This window comes from Undibacterium sp. GW821-FHT11B02 (assembly GCF_058808955.1).
In genome coordinates, this window is the sequence record NZ_JBXASD010000017.1 from 1 (window position 1) to 20245 (window position 20245).

The 20245-nt window shown below is 50.1% G+C and carries 15 protein-coding genes and 1 riboswitch; of the genes, 13 read left to right on the forward strand and 2 right to left on the reverse strand.

Going from position 1 to position 20245, the window contains the following annotated elements:
- The first annotated feature begins 910 nt into the window (after positions 1-910).
- Genes AC1RVX_RS26745 through AC1RVX_RS26775 form a run of 7 tightly spaced genes read left to right on the forward strand, consistent with a single transcriptional unit; the run spans position 911 to position 8872 of the window.
- Positions 911-1492, forward strand: coding sequence for a GspH/FimT family pseudopilin (locus tag AC1RVX_RS26745; RefSeq protein WP_493219635.1), 582 nt, complete (start codon positions 911-913; stop codon positions 1490-1492).
- Between the two features lie 9 nt (positions 1493-1501).
- Positions 1502-2053: a type IV pilus modification protein PilV gene (gene pilV / locus AC1RVX_RS26750; protein ID WP_493219636.1), complete on the forward strand. Its 552-nt coding sequence runs from the start codon at positions 1502-1504 to the stop codon at positions 2051-2053.
- A 15-nt stretch (positions 2054-2068) separates the two neighbouring features.
- The gene (locus AC1RVX_RS26755; protein ID WP_493219637.1) at positions 2069-3100 is read left to right on the forward strand and encodes a PilW family protein; all 1032 of its coding nucleotides are present in this window, start codon (positions 2069-2071) and stop codon (positions 3098-3100) included.
- Positions 3097-3810: a pilus assembly PilX family protein gene (locus tag AC1RVX_RS26760; RefSeq protein ID WP_493219638.1), complete on the forward strand. Its 714-nt coding sequence runs from the start codon at positions 3097-3099 to the stop codon at positions 3808-3810. The genes AC1RVX_RS26755 and AC1RVX_RS26760 overlap by 4 nt, the downstream gene beginning before the upstream one ends.
- A gap of 20 nt (positions 3811-3830) precedes the next feature.
- Positions 3831-7622: a pilus assembly protein gene (locus AC1RVX_RS26765; RefSeq protein ID WP_493219639.1), complete on the forward strand. Its 3792-nt coding sequence runs from the start codon at positions 3831-3833 to the stop codon at positions 7620-7622.
- Positions 7623-7682: 60 nt separating this feature from the next.
- A complete protein-coding gene (locus tag AC1RVX_RS26770) occupies positions 7683-8123 on the forward strand; it encodes a type IV pilin protein (RefSeq protein WP_493219640.1) in 441 nt (146 codons plus the stop codon).
- Between the two features lie 53 nt (positions 8124-8176).
- Positions 8177-8872 (forward strand): energy transducer TonB, encoded by a 696-nt coding sequence (locus AC1RVX_RS26775; RefSeq protein WP_493219641.1) that lies wholly within the window; start codon positions 8177-8179, stop codon positions 8870-8872.
- Between the two features lie 241 nt (positions 8873-9113).
- On the opposite strand, the gene nrdR is transcribed toward AC1RVX_RS26775, so the two are convergent.
- Together nrdR and glyA are read right to left on the reverse strand one after the other, a co-directional pair.
- Positions 9114-9566, reverse strand: coding sequence for a transcriptional regulator NrdR (gene nrdR, locus AC1RVX_RS26780; RefSeq protein WP_493219642.1), 453 nt, complete (start codon positions 9564-9566; stop codon positions 9114-9116).
- Positions 9567-9624: 58 nt separating this feature from the next.
- Positions 9625-10875: a serine hydroxymethyltransferase gene (glyA, locus tag AC1RVX_RS26785; RefSeq protein WP_493219643.1), complete on the reverse strand. Its 1251-nt coding sequence runs from the start codon at positions 10873-10875 to the stop codon at positions 9625-9627.
- Positions 10876-10981: 106 nt separating this feature from the next.
- Positions 10982-11127: riboswitch (ZMP/ZTP riboswitch) on the reverse strand.
- 132 nt (positions 11128-11259) lie between these two features.
- Between glyA and AC1RVX_RS26790 the strand changes: the two genes are divergently transcribed.
- From AC1RVX_RS26790 to AC1RVX_RS26815, 6 genes are all read left to right on the forward strand, one after another.
- Positions 11260-12009: an SDR family NAD(P)-dependent oxidoreductase gene (locus AC1RVX_RS26790; RefSeq protein ID WP_493219644.1), complete on the forward strand. Its 750-nt coding sequence runs from the start codon at positions 11260-11262 to the stop codon at positions 12007-12009.
- A 160-nt stretch (positions 12010-12169) separates the two neighbouring features.
- The gene (gene ybgC / locus AC1RVX_RS26795; RefSeq protein WP_493219645.1) at positions 12170-12568 is read left to right on the forward strand and encodes a tol-pal system-associated acyl-CoA thioesterase; all 399 of its coding nucleotides are present in this window, start codon (positions 12170-12172) and stop codon (positions 12566-12568) included.
- An 85-nt stretch (positions 12569-12653) separates the two neighbouring features.
- Positions 12654-13349, forward strand: coding sequence for a protein TolQ (gene tolQ, locus AC1RVX_RS26800; RefSeq protein ID WP_493219646.1), 696 nt, complete (start codon positions 12654-12656; stop codon positions 13347-13349).
- A 16-nt stretch (positions 13350-13365) separates the two neighbouring features.
- A complete protein-coding gene (locus AC1RVX_RS26805) occupies positions 13366-13809 on the forward strand; it encodes an ExbD/TolR family protein (protein ID WP_493219647.1) in 444 nt (147 codons plus the stop codon).
- Positions 13775-15703 (forward strand): autotransporter assembly complex protein TamA, encoded by a 1929-nt coding sequence (locus AC1RVX_RS26810; protein WP_493219648.1) that lies wholly within the window; start codon positions 13775-13777, stop codon positions 15701-15703. Before AC1RVX_RS26805 ends, AC1RVX_RS26810 begins: the two co-directional genes overlap by 35 nt.
- Positions 15648-19871, forward strand: a complete 4224-nt coding sequence (locus tag AC1RVX_RS26815) for a translocation/assembly module TamB domain-containing protein (protein ID WP_493219649.1) — start codon at positions 15648-15650, stop codon at positions 19869-19871. The genes AC1RVX_RS26810 and AC1RVX_RS26815 overlap by 56 nt, the downstream gene beginning before the upstream one ends.
- The last annotated feature ends 374 nt before the right edge of the window (positions 19872-20245 follow it).

Here is a 20245-nt window from a genome sequence, read left to right on the forward strand (position 1 = left end):
GTGTGAAAGTAGGTTATCGTCAGGCTTTTATTCCGCATACCCCCAGTTACTTTACAGTGACTGGGGGTTTTGCTTTGCGCGAACAGAAAATCATTCCAGCAAAAACACGATCAACATCAACACCCACCAATAGTTCCGGGAGAACTTACACAGTTATTTTTACAGGCTCCAGCGGCACAGAGTTAGGAAGGGCCGCTTGCAAGCAGCCTTCGTTTCGCAGGCGCGCAGCATGCTGCACGAATTCCCTGCTATACCACAGAGATCCACAGAGAGATGCTCTGAGAAAAACAAAGCAAGTGCAAAGGCATCTCTGCTTTTACTCTGTGACCCTGCCTTCGGTGTATCAGTGGGAAGTAAGAAAGGTACAAACGGAAGAGTACAAGCTCTGTTTGCTCTGTGTGTTGAACTTTTCACACAGCATTTGTAGCCGTACTGCAACAGTTTTTTCGCAGACCAGGCCACGCTGCTTCCCTTCAGGGAGGGGCAAATTGGGGATAGGGTTCACTCAATTGACGGCATATGCTTTGAAGATAGCGACGCTTAAAATCATGAAATTCTCTTAATTTCTCTGTTGTGAGTGATCTTGTAGCGGTTTTTTGGACCTATTCTGCAAATGTCCGGGTGAGCTAGACCCGAATTCAGTTGACCTAAATTATTGATGCACCAAGATGGGGCAGCTGTATATGGATCAGCTTGGAAGGGCGTTGCAGATATAGCTTGTTGTGGGGGGGATTACGTTTATCCTCATTTTGACTTTCCCTCATTAGGGGGTTACTCTGTTGGAATTGCTTACAAATTTTATTTGTAGGCACAATTTTTGCAGACCCAATAGTGCCTAATATCAAGTATTATTCGCCTATTGAATTGTCGATATGTATTATTCCAACAAAAGAATATTATGAAGTCTCTAATGAGCAAGTCAGAGATCAAGCACTTCAATGGCAAAGAGCGCGGATTCACTCTCATTGAGCTGATGGTTACTATTGTAATATTTGCCATTTTATCTGCGATTGCTGTGCCAGGTCTGAAGGCGTTTATGATCGGTGCACGCATGAGAACGCAATCCAGTGATATCGTTGGCGCAATCAATTTGGCTCGTTCGGAAGCGGTCAAAAGGAATAGTGGCGTGACGATTTGCAGAAGTGCAGACGGTGCCACTTGTCAGGCCGCGGGTAATAACTGGGCTGTTGGCTGGTTAGTTTTTGCTGACCCTAATTACAATGGTGTAGTTAATGCTGGTGAAACGGTAATCCGGGCTTATCCAAGTCTGAGCGGTAATAGTACTGCTGTGGCCTCTGGTGGTAGTACACAAAACTTGGTTTTTACAGGATTGGGGCGACCGTTGCCAACATTTACTGGTGGCAAAATTACTATATGTCCTCCGTCAGGCGATGATCAATCAAATTGCAGGATTGTCTGTGTCAATTCACAAGGGCGGCCGCGGATCGATACGCCGAAAGAGTTAACTACTGACAGTTATTGCGGAAACTAGAGGATCAAGATGTTAACTGGCACAATATTGCGTCGCAAAGCTATGCATAAACGGCAATCTGGTATTGCCATGATAGAGGTTTTGGTAACCATGGTTGTTTTTGCCATAGGTGCCTTAGGCTTGGCTGCCATGCAAATAACATCCTTGAAATACAATAAAGACTCTGCGGTACGTTCAAAGGCAACCTTGCTCTCGCTAGAGTTATCGGATCGTATGCGTGCAAATATGACTGCCGTAAAGGCTGGTAATTACACCAGAAATGAGGGCTATACAGCAGCGGTGGGTGATAAACCGGCTGCTCCTGGTTGTGGAAACAATGGAACTGAATGCAGTCCAGCCAACATGGCCACGCTTGATCTGTCTGATTGGACCAACTCCATCGCCAATACTTTGCCTGGCGGCGCTGGTGCTTTGATACCAACAGCTAATAACTTCGAAGCTTTTAGTATTGTTGTCATGTGGAAGGAAAAAGCGTTGGTGGACGCAAATTCGACTGACTCCACGTGTCCAACTCCAGCAGTTGTTGGTGTGCGTTGTTTGAGCACACCATTCATTCCATGATTAAAGGTTGAAGAAATGACTCGTCCTGTCATCTCCCGGGAAAGCGGCTTCAGTATATTGGAGTTGATGATTGCAATGTCGATCGGGCTTGTGATGTCGGCTGCGGTGGTAAGCCTGTATATCGCGAATACACAATCATTTAAATATCAGGATAGTGACGCACGTCAGCAAGAGACCATGAGGGCTGCGATGGATGTGCTCGGTTACCACATTCGTCTGGCCGGATTTGTTGATTCTGTGAACAATCCTGGGACACGGCAAAATTTGCTGCAACCCGCCAACAAGGCCTGGTTGTCAAAAACAGATCCAACCAGAACCAATTTAGATTTGCTGGCGATGTATTTTGGACTGTCTCCACAGTATAGCAGTGGAACAAACAAGATACACGGTGTCATGGGTTGCAAAGGACTTTTTACCGCATCAAGTGATCCTTTGAAATTGGCTAACTGGACTTGTACAACGGCTGGTCCAAGTTCCCTGACGGTCGCGTATCAGGTACTCAATAGTGATGTAGGTGCTAATGCGGGCACGGTTCAGGCTGCAGCCGGTGCGATTGACACGATGTCGACATACGACGCCAATACTGGCCGGGGATCGGATTGTGGCGGCAATAATGTGAATGGGGCTACCGCAAGCCCTGCAGGGCCTTTGGCAATCAATCGTTTCTATGTTGACGTGGCAAGCAAGCGTTTAATGTGTATTGGTAACGGCGATCCTACTAAACCCAAAGCGATTGCAGAAGGTGTGGAGGATATGTATATCCTGTATGGTGTTGCACCAGCTACTGTCAGCACTACCGTTCCAGGGGACAGTGCTGTCGCCCAATATGTGACGGCAGACAATGTGACAGACTGGTCACGCGTCTTATCTATTCGTGTGTGCCTGCAAACGGTGGCAACAGCAAAGAACGTAGCGCTTACTGGGACAAATTACACTAACTGTCAGGGAACGACCGCGTCAGCATCCGACTTGCTTTATCGTCAGATTACGCGTTCCACCTTTTCTTTGCGAAATAATATTCTTACCTCTCCGGATGTGCTGCCATGAGCTCATTAAGTCTCAAACCGCGTCCAAGGCCACGTCAAATCGCAATGTATCGCGAACGGGGTAACTCCCTGATATTGACTGTGGTATTGCTAATGGCCTTATCCTTGCTGGGCCTGTCCGCAATGCAAAATAGCACTTTGCAAGAACGTATGTCGAATAACTTGCGTGATCGCAATATTGCCCTGCAAGCGGCCGAACTGACATTGCGTGATGCAGAGCGCGATCTTGCCAGTTTACTTGCGGATAATGTAACATTTTGCCCAGGTGGGGGCGCTGCCGGTACCGTGACTTGCCGTCCTGCTTCAGCGCGACCGGATGACGTTGCCCTTAGAGATGGCTTTTGGGTGTGGACAAGTACCATGCGTCAAACCTGGACACCAGATTGTGTTCTTGGGCAATGCCTGCCTTTAGATAATGCGACGGCACCAGTACCAGTATGGGATGACACTGCTGCGAACTGGTCTCCACAAACCGGTTCTACCGGCACTAATCCTACCGTGCAATATGGTACTTATACGGGGGCAACGGCAATACCAAAAGTTGCTGCGCAGCCAAGATATATTATGGAAATTTTCCCCCCTGGCGGGCTCACTCCTGATTTTGCAGGAACTTCAGGTTCTGCGCGTGTCGCGGTCCGGATTACCGTACGCGCTGTCGGACAAAACCCCAACACAGTTGTGATGTTACAGAGCGTCGTTGCTCCTCATTGACTTAAATATTGTCTGGAAAAATGATGATTACCCACTATTTGCCTGGTTCACTTCTGAAAAAATTAGTGCTCGGCTGTTTTATTGCTGCTTTGACCGCTGTTGCAGGTGCCGCGAATGTGATCCCATCCAAGATGCCTCTGGAAAACATTGACCGCGCATTATCCAACGTAGTGTTGGATCTGTCAGTGGAATTTCCTACTGGTGATGCGGCTAGTTATGCAGCAGCAAATGCGGCGTCATCGTCAGGAACCTATGTTCCTGCAACGACCTACTATGGTTATTTTGATAGTGCGAAGTGTTATTCATACAGTACAACCAACCTGTATTTTTCACCGACAACTTGCGCAAATGGGACCTTCAAAGGCAATTTACTGAATTGGGTATCAATGGCCAATTTGGATCAATTTCGCCAAATTATGACGGGTGGTAATCGCATTATCGACCTCCCGGGGACCACGGTATTGCAGCGCGCTTATAACGATGCGCAGAGTGGATCAGGTTACTTCCCGGACCGCTCGGCAACTACGACAGATGCCAACATTGCTACACAACAGACTTATCGCAGCGTTAACATGGGCGACAAGATGCTGGTGCAGGGGGGGGGGAGTGTCTCGGTATCAGGTTTGACGACTGCACAATTGACTACTGACACTTGTGCCCAATTGGTAACACACTATAAAGCAGCTAATAATAACAATAACCCCTCCTGGACTTGTTACCACGTCAGGGTCAAAGTGTGTGACAGTACGGCTGGGCTGGAGTCAAACTGTACCAATTACACTGCTACAGGCGGGACGTACAAGCCTGAAGGGCTGATGCAGCAATATAACCAAAATATGCGCTTTTCTGCATTTGGATTTTTGAATGATGGGACAACATCAAGGCAAGGGGGGGTACTCCGGGCTCGCATGAAATCGGTCGGCCCAACGATTGCCGACCCGATTAACTTTTCAATAGCCAACCCACGATTGGAGTGGAGTGGTACCACAGGTGTGTTCACTCTTAACCCAGATAGTACCGACCAGACTGCAACAAATGGCGCCACTAACAGTGGGGTCATCAATTACCTGAACCAGTTTGGTTATGCCAGTGGTTACAAAGGGTATGACCCAATGGCGGAGTTGTATTATGAGTCGCTGCGCTACCTAAGAAAGATGAGTCCGACACCACAGGCCATCTCGAATCAAACCTCGGCAATGGCAGACGGTTTTCCCGTGATTAATTTTGATGCAACAGTTGCCGCCAATGACCCGATAACCAGTTCTTGCCAACAGAATTTTATTGTTACCATCGGCGACGTCAACAATTGGTGCGATACCAGGGTGCCCGGTGGTAGTGGAAACTGTTCGGGTGTCGTTCCAACTGATAATCCTCCCAGCCCAGGTTCTGCGGTCAATTTTGCTACCTGGACCAACGCAGTGGCGACGATGGAAAATAATAATGGTATTACTGCTTCCTCTTCACCAGGACGAAGTGCGGGTTGGTACCTGGGCGGTCAGGCTTATTGGGCGCATGTTAACGATATACGACCAGACAAGGCCGCACAGCGGATTACGGGTCAGAAACAGACTGTCACCAGCTTCTTTGTTGACGTTATGGAGCCTTTTAACGGTCAAAACCCGGTACAGACAGGTGCAACTGTGACACCTATGTTCACCGCTGCCAAATATGGTGGTTTTAATCCTGCCCTGACACAAGCACCGTACACTGACCCTAACCTGACAGCGACAGGTAGTTTGATCAAATCATGGGATAAAGATGGTAACGGCACTCCAGACAACTGGTATGCAGGTAACGATCCTGTCGGTTTAAAAAATGGCTTGAGTAATGTGTTTCAACAAATCGTTGCCGCTGGCAGCCTGGGTGATGGTGCCGCACCTGCGACGTCTGGTGTGTCAATCGCCACAGCCAAAGAAATTTACTATGCAAGCTATTCTTTGATCAATGGTGGTCGCGGCGCAGTAAAAGCTTGTGGCTTTAATGTTCCTGTTGCTACCTGTGATGCCAGTCCTGACTGGGACGCCTCTGTATGGCTGGACCCGACTGCATCGACCACCTATTCGACCTACCAAACCAGTACTGCACGTCAGATTATTACCCGTTCTGGTGGTGCAGGCGTTGCGTTTAAGTATGCCAACCTTTCAGCGACGGATAAAGCCTTAATGGATACCAATCCAGCGACTGGGCTGACTGATACGCCAACTTTGTTAGGTGTTGACAGAGTTAACTACATACGTGGTGACTCTTCCAAAGAGTCGTCCAGAACAGGTGGTATATTCAGAACCCGTTTGAAAACCCAATTAGGCGATATTGTCGGTTCCGGACCTGTCTATGTTGCTGCACCAAACGCGCTGTATTCGGGTGATGCTTTCCCAGGATATTCGACATTTATTGCTAACAACCTAAATAGAAAACCTGTCATCTATGTAGGTGCAAACGATGGTATGTTGCACGCCTTTGACGCTTCTACTGCGGGCAAAGGCAAGGAATTGTTTGCCTATGTGCCTAGTAAGTTCATGCAGATAGATCCGACCACTTCTGCGCCAAAAATCTCTGCCTTGACAACACTCACCTATACGCACGAGTTCTATGTCGATTCGACACCGATGATAGGTGACGTGAAATTGACCAACGGTTGGGCGACCTTGCTGGTGGGTAGTTACGGTGCTGGTGGTAAGGGTTATTTTGGGCTTGATGTGACAGACCCGACGAAATTTACAGAAGCAAATGCCTCTTTGATTTCCAAATGGGAATTCTCTGAAACCAATGATGCGGATATGGGCTACAGTTTCAATCAACCCACACAAAGTCCTATCTCTGGCCAGGTGTTGCAGATCACAAAAATTCCGGATGGAACAACCACTGGTAAGTGGGCAGTCATCGTTGGTAACGGCTTTGGCAGTACCAACGGAAAAGCCGTCTTGTATATGCTTAACCCTGATGACGGTAGCGTCATCAATAAAATCGTAGTTGAAGGCACGTTAGGAAGCAATGGTCTTGCTACTCCGTTACCAATTGCGACTCAGGGCAATGGCTGGATAGACACGATCTGGGCTGGTGACTTGCAGGGCAATATGTGGCGTATCAGATGGGATACCGCAAGCAGTACATGGGTTGTCTCCAAAGCCTTTGCCGGTAGTGCAACTCAACCTATCACATCAGCACCTGCAGTAGCACCGCATGCCTTGGTGCCTAGCGCATGGGCCGTTGTTTTTGGTACAGGAAAATATATAGAAAGGGCTGATTACAATACCACCGTACAGCAAACAATCTTTGGATTCGCGGATACGTTCTCAGCGACACCCATTACAAAAGCGGATTTGGTAGCGCAAACCATCACGTCAACAACTACTCCAGATACGTCGACCGGGGATTTTTCCAGAACCACTTCTTCCAATGCCGTCGACTTTGCGACCAAGAAGGGCTGGTATATGGATATGCCGAACGTTAACGGTGAACGCAGTATCGTGAATTCGATTATGCCGGCAGATACGGGTATTGTCCTGGTCAGTTCGTTCACACCTGCCACTGCGTGTTTGCCGGGTACTGGGTATGTGAATATCTTTAACGCCTACAGTGGCGCTGCAGTGGTGGACAATACTTCGGGCACGCCTGTCCAACTCAGCAGTTGGGGCGCAATGGGAATGGGGATACCTTATTTCAGTTCCGTGGTATCCAGCGGCAAGAAAACGGTGGTAAAAGTCGGTGGCGTGAGGGTTGGTTATACTGCAAGTGCTAACAGTAAATCAGAGGTTGACGTAAATAAAAGTGTAGTGACAGGAGTAAGGTTTTCCTGGCGGCAAATTCGTTAAATCTTATACATTGTGACGAGCCCCTGGGTCTGCCAGGGGCATTTAAATTTGGAATAGATTATGCGCAAAACCTCAAGTGGTTTTACCCTGATAGAGTTGATGGTCGTGGTTGTCGTTATTGGGTTAATTGCTGCTGTCGCTATCCCTAGTTACCGGAACTATATCTTGACTGGTAATCGAAATACAGCCAAAGGCGATTTGATGGAATTGCAGCAGTGGATGGAGCGGAATTATTCGCTGACGAACAGCTATGCAGTGTTGCCAGATGGGACAACAGCCTTGAAGAACGCGCAGCTGCCGTTCAACACATCGCCGCGTTCATCGAAAACAAAGTACAACTTGTCTTTTACCGCTGATCCCACTGCAACGGCCTATACATTGCAAGCGGTGCCAGTAAATGATCAGGTCAACGATACTACCTGTTCTACCTTGACCCTTACCAGCGCCGGTGTGCGTGATGCAAGTGGTAGTGGCGGTGCTGCAGCTTGCTGGAATAAATAGAGGTCGCGAACGGATGTGTTCTTGCCTGGAGGGAGTCAACAAGAGGTAGGGAAATGTCGCAGCAATTCAATTCCGTGCTTCAACTTATTACAAAAAAAGACTTTTCTCGCTCCATCTTTGCATTAACTTTTTCATTGGTGATGCACGGCTTACTGGTGGTGTTCATCACATGTAAAAGCGCGCAGGATGGCAGTGTAGATAGTATCGTTGCAACGGCTGATACTTCCAAAATCCTGCAAGTTCACTTCGTCGTATCTGACACAACACAGCCTGACGCCAGCCAGGCTGTTTTCAACCCGCAAGCTGGGAACAATTCACAACACAACAATAAAGCAGATAAACCCAGGGCGGCCCAAGTCCAGCGCAAGAGCTTCCCGGCTTTGCTGCAGACCGTCAATTTGCTGACTTATTATCACCATGTTGAAGAATTGACTACACTTCCTGTCGTGCAGGATAACGTAGAGCCAAGTGCGGGCCTTACATTGAGCATGGATGAAGTTCCAGAGAACCCCCTGCAATTGCGTTTGCTGGTCAATGAAAACGGCGACGTTGATGATATCGAAATTGAAGAGAGCAAGCTTTCAGCAGAAGCCACACGAATGGTGAAAGAACAATTCTTGAAAATGAAATTTACACCTGGCATGATTGATGAATTTGCCGTGAAGAGCCAATTTGTGATCGAGGTATCACTGAGCGCTGCAGTGCGCCCATCTGAATTTATTGAAGTGTCAAGGAAAGTGCTTCGGTAGTTAAGCGGCACGACATTCCATTTTTATAGGACTTGCGCAACACCGTCCCAGCTGCGTTGCAGCTCCCGCATTTGGCAAAGACCTTGTACTAAAGTACTGTCTTCCTCGCTAAGGTGTAGTCGGGGTTTCAGGCAACATGTTGCCCGCCGGCGCTGCTGGGACAACTTTGCGTAAGCTCTATTTTATTAAGTAAAAGTAGAATTCATTCTCATGGCGAAATGAGTCCGGTTTGTTTTGCAGCTTAATTCTTCCTGACTTCCTGTATCGCTTCGGCAAATTCAGATACGTCTTCAAAGCTTTTGTAGACGGAGGCAAAGCGGATGTAAGCAATTTTGTCGAGGCGTTTTAATTCACGCATAACCAGTTCACCAACATGGCCAGACATGACTTCACGTTCGCCGCTGGAGAGCAATTTTTCTTCTATGCGCTGGATGGCGGTTTCAACGGCTTCGGCAGAGACTGGGCGCTTGCGCAAGGCCAGCATCAGGCTGGCGCGCAGTTTGGCGGTTTCATATTCTGTACGGCTGCCGTTTTTCTTGACGATGACAGGCATCACCAGTTCAACCCGTTCATAGGTTGTAAATCGTTTATCGCAATCGGCGCAGCGACGGCGGCGGCGGATCACATTGCCTTCTTCTGAAACACGGGTATCGATAACCTGGGTATCGTCATGGTGGCAGAAAGGGCATTTCATAGAGTTCGCCTAAAATTTAAAAAACGCCACTCAATGAGTGGCGTTTTATTTTGCTGAATTATGCTTCGTAGACCGGGAAAGCATCTGTCAGCGCTTTGACACCTGCCTTCGCCCGCTCAATAGTGGCGGCATCATGCGGGTTTTCAAGCACATCTGCAATCAGATTACCGACTTTTACTGCTTCGGCTTCTTTGAAACCGCGTGTCGTCATGGCCGGGCTGCCCAGACGTATACCGGAAGTGATCATCGGTTTTTGCGGATCATTCGGGATACCATTTTTGTTGCAGGTGATATGGGCAGAACCAAGAATGGCTTCCGCTTCCTTGCCTGTCAAACCTTTAGGGCGCAGATCAACCAGCATGACGTGCGATTCAGTACGACCAGAAACAATACGCAGACCACGTTCAGTCAGGGTAGTTGCCAGCGCAGCTGCATTTTTAACGACTTGCTCCTGGTAAGCCTTGAATTCTGGAGACAGGGCTTCTTTGAACGCCACTGCTTTACCAGCGATGACGTGCATCAGCGGGCCACCCTGGATGCCAGGGAAGATTGCAGAGTTGATTTTCTTGGCAATCGCTTCGTCATTGCTGAGGATAATGCCGCCACGTGGGCCGCGCAGGCTCTTGTGGGTAGTGGATGTCACCACGTCGGCAAACGGCACTGGATTAGGGTAGACGCCCGCTGCAACCAGACCAGCATAGTGAGCCATGTCAACCATGAAGTAGGCACCGACTTCTTTGGCGATTTTTGAGAAACGTTCAAAGTCGATACGCAACGCAAATGCAGAAGCACCGGCGATGATCAGTTTTGGTTTGGTTTCACGTGCCAGCTTTTCCATGGCATCGTAATCGATGTCTTCTGCTGCGTTCAGGCCGTAAGAAACGACGTTGAACCATTTACCGGACATATTCAAAGGCATGCCATGGGTCAGGTGACCACCTTCAGCCAGACTCATACCCATGATGGTATCACCTGGATTCAACAAGGCAAAAAATACGCCCTGGTTTGCCTGGGAGCCGGAATTGGGTTGCACGTTGGCAAAATTGGCATTGAACAATTGTTTCAGGCGATCAATCGCCAGTTGTTCAACCACATCCACGTGCTCGCAACCACCGTAGTAGCGCTTGCCTGGATAGCCTTCGGCATATTTGTTCGTCAATTGGGAGCCCTGGGCTTCCATGACGGCTGGTGAGCAATAGTTTTCAGATGCGATCAACTCGATATGTTCTTGTTGACGGACGTTTTCCTTTTGTATCGTAGCAAACAGTTCTGGATCTACGTTGGCGAGAGTTTGATTTTTTGCAAACATGGCGGTTCCTGATTATTCCTGTTAATTAATAAGTAATCAATAAGCAATTGATTAATGTCAATGAGGTGTCTGAAACGGATAGGGGGCAGCCTCATTGCTTTTACCATCAGGCTACCCAGGCGCACGGCTGGAGTCAGATCGACTCCGAAATCTCACGCTTCCCGATGGATATCCATCTTTGGCCGGTGTGATGCGTGTTCTGCATACCCTGCTGATGCAGGTTCGGCCGTTTCGCCAGTCACGTGAGACGAAATGGTGCATGAATTCTACGTGATGGCGTTTGAATGGGCAAGTGCAGGCTAGGCAAATATGTGCCTGTCCATCGGAAATGCTGCATGTGCATTAAAATGCCTGTATTCATCCATCACATTGAAGGAAATCAGCATGATCGTATTGATTACAGGCGCAAGCTCCGGTTTTGGCGAAGAAATGGCACGTAAATTTGTCAGCCAGGGCCATAAAGTCATTGCCGCCGCCCGTCGTGCAGAACGACTTGCCGCATTGCAAGCAGAGCTCGGAGCCGCATTATTGCCAGTGACGCTGGATGTCACCAGTAAAGATTCCATTCGGCAGGCACTGGATGGCCTGCCACAAGACTGGAAGCAGATCGATGTGCTGGTTAATAATGCCGGTCTTGCTCTGGGCACTGAACCTGCCCACCTGGCTTCACAGGATGAATGGGATACCATGATAGACACCAACACCAAGGGGCTGGTGACGGTGACCCGTGCCATTTTGCCTGCCATGGTGGTACGTGGCAGTGGCCTGGTCATCAATATCGGCTCGGTTGCCGGGTCCACTGCATACCCAGGCGGTAATGTGTATGGGGCAACCAAGGCTTTTGTTGATCAATTTACCAAAAATTTGCGCGCTGACCTGGTAGGAACCGGGGTACGCGCAACGAATATTGCCCCTGGTCTATGCGGTGGTACCGAGTTTTCGAACGTCCGCTATCGTGGAAATGACGATGCCGCAGCCAAGGTATATGAAGGGACTGTACCGCTGACTGCAACAGATATTGCTGAAACGGCCTACTGGATTGCGACTTTGCCAGCGCATGTGAACATCAATCACATAGAAATGATGCCGACTTGCCAAGGGTATGGACCATTGACCATCAAGCGTACGACATAAGCGCACACATAAGCGTTTCTGATGTCCAGATTGCTGTCGTAGAGACTCAACATGCTGATCAGATGCCAGATCAGCATGGTTTCAGTCATTCCCGGCAGAAGCAGCTTACAATAATGAATTCAATGCCAATTTTTTCACATCCCCGCTAAAGTTTTACCATATGAGCAAACCGTTTGAGTGGCAAGTACGGGTCTACTATGAAGATACCGATGCCGGTGGTATCGTTTTTTATGCCAATTACCTGAAGTTTTTTGAGCGTGCACGTACCGAATGGCTGAGGGCTGCCGGGGTGAACCAGCAGCATATGGCCGATCAGCTAGGATTGATGTTTGTCGTCAAAGCCACGGCAGTCGAGTATCATGCACCTGCCAGACTGGATGATGAACTAAGACTGACGGTAGTGGTCGAAAAGTTGGGCAGGGCATCAGTACAGTTCGAGCAGCAGGCCTGGTGCGGCGAACGTTTGCTGGCCAGCGGCAAGATCAAGGTGGGGTGTGTGGATAAGGCGAATGTGCGTCCAGCAGCTATTCCTGTCGAGGTCCTGGCAAAAATTGCCTGAAATTATTTGATACTGCTGAATACTCGTCTGGCTGAACGCAGCACATCACCAGGCTTACGTTTTTTGTTTTTTTATTTGATTCAATATGACTGTTACCCAAGATCTCTCATTCTTAAGCCTGATTACCAATGCTTCCGTCCTGGTGCAACTGGTCATGTTGTTGCTGTTGGGTGTATCCCTGACCAGTTGGACCTATATCTTCAGCAAAATGTTTGCCATCAAAAAAGCCCGTGGGCAGACTGAAGAGTTTGAACGCAATTTCTGGTCTGGTGGCAATCTGGTGGACTTGTACGCGGCTGCCACCAATAACCGCCGCACTGGCCGTGACAGTACAGGCGCGCTGGAACGTATTTTTGAAGCTGGCATGAGCGAATACCACAAGGTAAAAACTGCCAACAAGGCGTCGCTGGATGCTGGTGCCATGCTGGATGGCGCGCGTCGTGCCATGCGTGCTTCTTACCAGCGTGAAATGGATTTGCTGGAATCGCATTTATCTTTCCTGGCGTCGGTCGGTTCGGTTTCACCTTATATCGGTTTGTTTGGTACCGTCTGGGGCATCATGAATTCTTTCCGTGGCCTGGCGAATGTGCAACAGGCAACGCTGGCTGCGGTGGCACCGGGTATTGCCGAAGCCTTGATCGCAACGGCAATTGGTTTGTTTGCGGCGATTCCGGCGGTGCTGGCGTATAACCGCTACTCGCATGACATAGACAGGCTGGCGATTCGTTTTGAAACCTTCATCGAGGAATTCTCGAACATTCTCCAGCGTCAGTCACGCTAAGAGGAAAGAGGTCAGCATGAGTACCCTGCGAGGCGAACGTAAACGCAAATTCAAGGCAGAAATCAATGTCGTTCCATATATCGACGTGATGCTGGTGTTGCTGGTAATTTTCATGGTGTGTGCACCAATGACCAATCCCAGTGTCATCAATCTGCCGACAGCCGGACAATCGACACAACCACCGTCCGACTACATAGAAATCACCTTGCGCCCAGATGCACCTTCCACCATCAGCATCAACAGCAAGGCTGGCAACAATGGCAATAACCGCCAGGACAGCAAGGAAGAAGCAAAAGACCACAAGCAACTGATGCAAAAGCTGCGGGAGTTTCATGACGCCAAGCCAGAATTGTCGGTGCTGGTATCTGCCGACAAGGGCATGATTTATGATGAGGTCATACAAGTGATTTCGGAAGCGAAAAAACTTGGCATCAATCGCGTTGGGCTGGCAACCAAGTGAGTTATTACTGATGCAGATGACACTGCGTACCTCTCTTGCGATATGTTGTGCCCTTGGGTTAATCGGCACAGGGCAGGTCAGGGCGCAGCAGGCAGCAACACCGGTTGTTGCGCCAGCACCTCCGGCTACGATTGCACCTGCAGTTAGTCCCGCTCAGGACAATACGGATAACGATTCTGACACCGTGGTCAGGGCCAGCAGTGGACGTTTGCAATTGCAGGCTCCCAAAGCCCCGTGGGCAGATTTGCTGAGACAACACATCCCCGAATTTGCCGCCAGCGCCGATGCACAAAACATTACGCCTGCACTGATACGAAAACTGCGTCAGGATATCAGCGGCATCCTGGCCACCGAAGGTTATTTTTCACCGCAGATACAGTTTGATAATCTCGACAATACCAACACTCCTGCAGGCACTGTCAAACTGATCCATGTGACGGTAGATGCTGGTGTGCGTACGGTGATTGAAAATGTCTCAATAAAAATACTTGGCCCCATGGCTGACACCATAGACGCCGGGGATAAACCGACCTTCAAGCGCAGACGTGCCTTGCAAGAAGACTGGGGCCTGGCAGTCGGGCAGCCTTTTCGCGAAGCAGACTGGACCGACGCCAAAACACAATTGCTGGAAAGCCTGCGGGCAGATGCCTATGCTGCAGCCAGGATGACCTCCAGCGAAGCAAAAATCGATGCCGATGAACACAGGGGCGTCTTGCAGGTAGAATTGGATAGCGGTCCGGTATTTACACTGGGTGAGATACACGTGACTGGCATGCAGCGTTATCCTTCATGGCTGATAGACCGCTATCAGGCGCCCAAAAAAGGCGAACCCTATTCTCGGTCACGCCTGCTGGATTTTCAGCGCGCCTTGCAAAACTCACCGTATTTTGCCACCGTCACCGTAGGTATAGACCCAGATCCAGAGAAAGCTGATGCTGTACCAGTGGACGTGAATGTGGTTGAACGGCAAGCGCGCGACCTCAGTTTTGGTCTGGGTTACAGTACCAACACGGGTTATCGTAGCGAGGTCGCCTATCGTGACCGTGACATCCTTGGCAAAGCATGGGATTTACGTAGCGCAATACGGCTGGAGCAACGTCGGCAATTAGGCTATGCCGACATCTATTTGCCTCCGCGTGAAAACAATTATCTGGATTCTTTCGGTGTGCTGATAGAGCGTGAAGATATTTCCGGTGTGTTGACCAATCGCCAGTCTTTGGGTGTCAAGCGCACCAGCACACGCGGGCATCTAGAACAGCGTCTGGGCCTGAACCTTGTCCGTGAAAAACTGACTGTTGCCGATACACCAGATGAATTCCACCGGGCGCTGGTTGCCAGTGTGGGGTGGACCTGGCGTGATGTCGACCAACCGTTTGATCCACGCAAGGGAGAGATTTATCAACTCGATCTGGCTGCATCAGAAAAAGCATTGTGGTCAGATCAGCGTTTTGTGCGGACCTATGGCAAATACCAGCGCTGGATACCAGTACGCAAAACTGACAGCGTCATATTGCGTGCCGAACTGGGTGAGGTGTTTTCTACCAGTAGCGATGGTATTCCTGAAGACTATCTGTTCCGTACCGGCGGCAGCACTACCGTGCGCGGTTATGCCTATCAAAGTCTGGGGATACAAAATGCCACCAGTACGCGTGGTGGGCGTGTCATGGCGACGGCCAGTGCGGAATATGTACATTGGCTTTATCCTGAATGGGGGGCGGCCACCTTTATTGATGTAGGCAATGCAGCAGATACCTGGCGTGAATTGAATTTACGTCAGGGCATGGGTGTCGGGGCGCGGTATAAAACACCAGCTGGGCCGATAGCTCTGGACTTGGCTTATGGCCGCCAATCCAAAAAATTCAGACTGGATTTTTCCATCGCAATCGCTTTTTGACATGACGACACCTGAAGCAAAAATACCGGAACTCAAGAGCAAAAAAAATCGCTCGGCGATAGCACGCCTGCTGTTGTCTTTCTGTGTCTTCTTGCTATTGACAGGTGTTGCATCAGTTATTTTGATAGCCTGGGTCAGCAAGACGGAATCCGGTACCAGAGCCCTGTTAACCATCGCAGAAAAATTCAGCAGTGACAGTCTGCAATTTGAAGGCATCAAAGGTGCGCTGGGTGATGACCTGGCCATTGATAAGTTCGTTTATAAAAGTAAGACGCTAGTCATTGAAGCGACTGCTGTGAACCTGCAATGGCGACCTGCTGCCTTGTTGCGCCAACAGGTCGATATCCCGCGTTTGCAGGCTACTTCCCTGCGCATTGCCAGTTTGCCGGGTAAGGATGCAGCAAAACTACCGACTGACCTCAGCCTGCCGTTTGCCCTGGATGCACACAAACTGGCGCTTGGGCATTTGTATATCGCGACCCTGTCAGAAGATGGTAAACAACATGAAACTCTGGCGCTGAGTGCACTTAGTGGCAGCCTGCATTTTCAGGACAGGCAGTACCGGCTGGTGGCAGGAGTGACCAGCCCATGGGGACGGGCAGAAATGCAATCTTCGCTGGCCAGTTTGCGTCCCTATAAGCTGGATGGGCAGTTCAGCCTGCAAGGTCAGGTACAGCAAGACATACCGGCACTAAGCCTGAAGGGCGGTGTATCGGGTAGCCTGCAGGATTTGCAACTGACATTGCAAGCCCAGGCAGCTGAACAGAATCAGCACAATGCACAATTGCAGGGACATGCACAGGCTAGCCTGACACCTTTTACTGCACCGTATTTGCGTTTGCTGAACCTGGATATCCAGCATTTTAATCCGGCTGCCTGGCAGGCAACAGCGCCGCAGGCCGATTTGCGTTTACTCGCAAAACTAAAACCTGTTGACGACAAAAATGTATCCCGTTTTGTATTGTCGGGCGATGTCAGCGCTGGCAATACACAGGCAGCACCTATCAACAAACAGGGCTTGCCGGTACAGTCAATGACAGCCAGACTGCAACTGGAAGCAGATCGCCTCGCTTTGCAGGACTTGGCGGTGCAATTGAATGGCAATGGCAAACTGCAGGGGGATGCCAGACTGAGCTGGGCCAATGCAGATCTGGCCGCAGACATGCAATTGGCGTTGATGAATGTTGACCTCGCCCAGATAGACCAGCGTTTGCATGCCAGCCAGATCAGGGGCAAGCTTTCTGCTCAGACTGATAAAGACAAAGTCATCCATTTGCAGGCACAGCTAACTGATGCAAAGGCCAGCCTGAAGGCGGACGCGACTTACCATGGCGTGACACAGTTGTTCAGCCTCGACAAGTTTGATTTACAGGCCGAAGACGCTCATCTGCAGGGGACGGGAGATATCGTTTTTTCTGGCAAGCAGGCATTCAAGCTCAAAGCCAGTTTGACGAATTTTGACCCGGCACGCTGGATAGCGACACCGGCTGGCAAACTGCAGGCTGCCTTCAACCTTCAGGGCGAATTCATCCCCCACCTTAATCTGCAAGTCAGCATGCCGCAACTGCAAGGGCAATATGCGGGGCAAGACGTACAATCCAGTCTTGATCTGCAATGGCTGCAAGACCAGCAAGTGCGCGTCAAATCTCTTGATTTACGTTGGGGTAAAAATACCCTGAATGGGCAGGGGAACTGGGGTGGTGTTAACGATGTGCTGAAACTGAAGGTGGATGCGCCAGAGCTGAATAATCTCAATCCTTTGCTGAGTAACTGGCAACTGGCATTGAGTGGTGCCTTGAAAGCCGATGTCAGTCTGCGTGGCCGGTTTACCGAACCTGCTGGCAGCATGGATGCGCAAGCACAGCAACTGCGCATCAAATACAAGAACCGGGAATGGACTATCGACCAGTTGAAATCCAAACTGAATCTGGACAATGGCAGCAAAGGGAATTTTGATGGTGACATACTGGCGAGTCACATTGGAGGTGATTTGCCGGACTTTAGTACTGGCCAGGCTGGCAGCAACGTAGCACCTGCGCCAACACCAACGCAAGTAAAAGTACAAGCTGCGGCAGACAAGCTAAGTGAGTTACATCTGCAACTGAAGGGAAGGCGTGACGCCCATACCATCACGCTGGAAAGCACTTTCCCGAATCACCAGACCTTCGGTCTCAGTGCCAACGGTAGCATGCAGGCAGATTCAAAAAACACGCAAGGCTGGAACTGGAACGGCCAGTTACAGGCACTGAGCCTGAATGGCAAGCCCGATGTAAAACTGCAAGGCAGCGCGCCCCTGCAATTGTCATCACAGTCTGTGCGCCTGGGAGCTTTGTCATTGCAAAGTGGATTGGGTAACCTGGTACTGGAAGAGCTGGAATGGACACCCGCCGCCCTGAAAACCAAGGGTCACATCACTGATGTCCGGGTGATTGATATTGCCAACCTGGTCAGGCCGCAATATGCAGTCAGTGGCAACCTGAAGCTGAACGCGCAATGGGATGTGCAGTTGCGCGAACATGCGCAGGGCGAGATTAAAATCCAGCGTCAAAGTGGTGATTTGCGCTTCAATGATCCGGATGGCACGGGCAATTCTGTCGCCCTTGGCATACGTGAACTGCAATGGCAGATGAAGCTGGGTGGCCTGGTAGCAGGTACCGATGGGGAAGACCTGGCGTTGAGCGTGAATGCCGAAGGGGCACGCCTGGGGAGTTGGAAAATCAAGGCCAACACCTTGCTGAGCAAGCAGGATGGCGCCTGGACCGTCGCACCATCATCTACCCTGAATGGCCAGGTTAATGCTGCGATTCCTGATCTGCAATGGCTGGGGCCGTGGATCAACCCTGGCCTGGTACTCAAAGGAAAACTGAATGTCGATGCACGCCTGACGGGTACCGTTGGCAAACCCGGTTACCGTGCTGACCTGACCGGACGTGAACTGGAAGTGGCCTTCGCCTCTGAAGGTTTGTTGCTGCCAAATGGCAGCCTGGATGCGCAAATTGAAAATACCCACTTGAAGGTCAGTAATCTACAGTTTTCCAATACCATCACCAATGTACCGCGCCATGCGCTGTTGCAAGGCATGGACCTGGTTGGGCAAAAGGGTGAATTCAAGGCCAGTGGTGATGTCGACATAGGCAAGGAAACCGGCAGCATACAGGCGCAGTGGCAGCATTTCCCTTTATTGCAACGCAAGGACAGATGGCTGGTTGTATCAGGCAAGGCTGACATCGTTGAAGCCAATAATATCTGGAGCCTGACCGGCAAGATTGATACTGATGGCGCGTATTTCAGGTTGCCTAAAATGCCGCCACCAAGCTTGTCCAGCGATGTGGTGATTATCCGTAAAAGCGACAAACTGGCGGTCAAAGGTAATGACAACGATGCACCGAAAAAAGGTTTAAAAACCCGCGTCGATGTCAGCTTCGATATGGGCCCGCGCTTTGTATTCGTCGGGCGTGGCTTGGATACCGGGCTGGAAGGTAGTTTGAGATTGCGTTCTGTCGATGGCAGCCCGTTGCAGGCGACGGGTTCCATCCGTACCGTCAAAGGTGTGTATGAAGGATATGGACAACAGCTGGCGATAGAGCGCGGCATTTTGAATTTTCAGGGGCCACCGTCCAATCCCGGTTTGAATATCCGCGCCTTGCGCCGTGGCCTGGCAGTTGAGGCTGGGGTGGAAATTGTTGGTACAGTGGCCGCACCACAAGTCCGGCTGGTGTCTGAGCCTGCGGTGCCCGATGCAGAAAAACTGTCCTGGCTGGTATTGGGTCGGGGCGCTGATCAACTGGCTGGTAGCGATGCGTCTTTGCTGATGTCGGCCGCGTCGGCCATATTTGGTGGCGACGGTAGCCGCAATGTGCCGCGTGATATTGTGCAAGGGCTGGGGTTTGATGAATTTTCCATCGGTTCGTCGTCAGCCAATAATACGTCCCGTTTGCCCGGGCAGACTGTGGCTGGTTCTATCGGTAATACGACGACCAGTACAGACCAGGTGGTCAGTGTAGGCAAGCGCCTGATGCCTGGCCTGGTCTTGTCAATAGAGCGTGGTCTGGCAGATGCCAGTGGCGGTATCAAACTCAGTTGGCAACTGACGCGCAGGGTCAGCATTGTTGGTCGCACCGGTACCGAATCGGCGGTGGATGTGAACTACACATTCTCGTTCAATTAATTGAACATGTGATTGAACATGCGCAGGACAAAAAACAGGTTTAGTGATAACCCAGTTTTTTTTGCAGCCTTCGGGATCTGTTCGCCATTGCGAAAATCACCAAACAGAGGAATGATTCTGGCGTGGGTTGTGAATTAATCTGAAGTCATAATTTTCGGAGTGATATAGTAAATTCTGCCAACGCCATGTCGATGCACCAGATATTTCTCAGTGTGCCGACAATCGGCAACATGCCTCAAACAATCCCTTAAAGCATGGTATTCAATAGGAGACACACGAGATGCCAATATTAAGTATGCGGCCAGTCTTTGTTCTCGGCGCGATTGTCGCTTTTTTTGTATCTGCAGGTCAGTGTGCTGACGTAATTCAGGTGC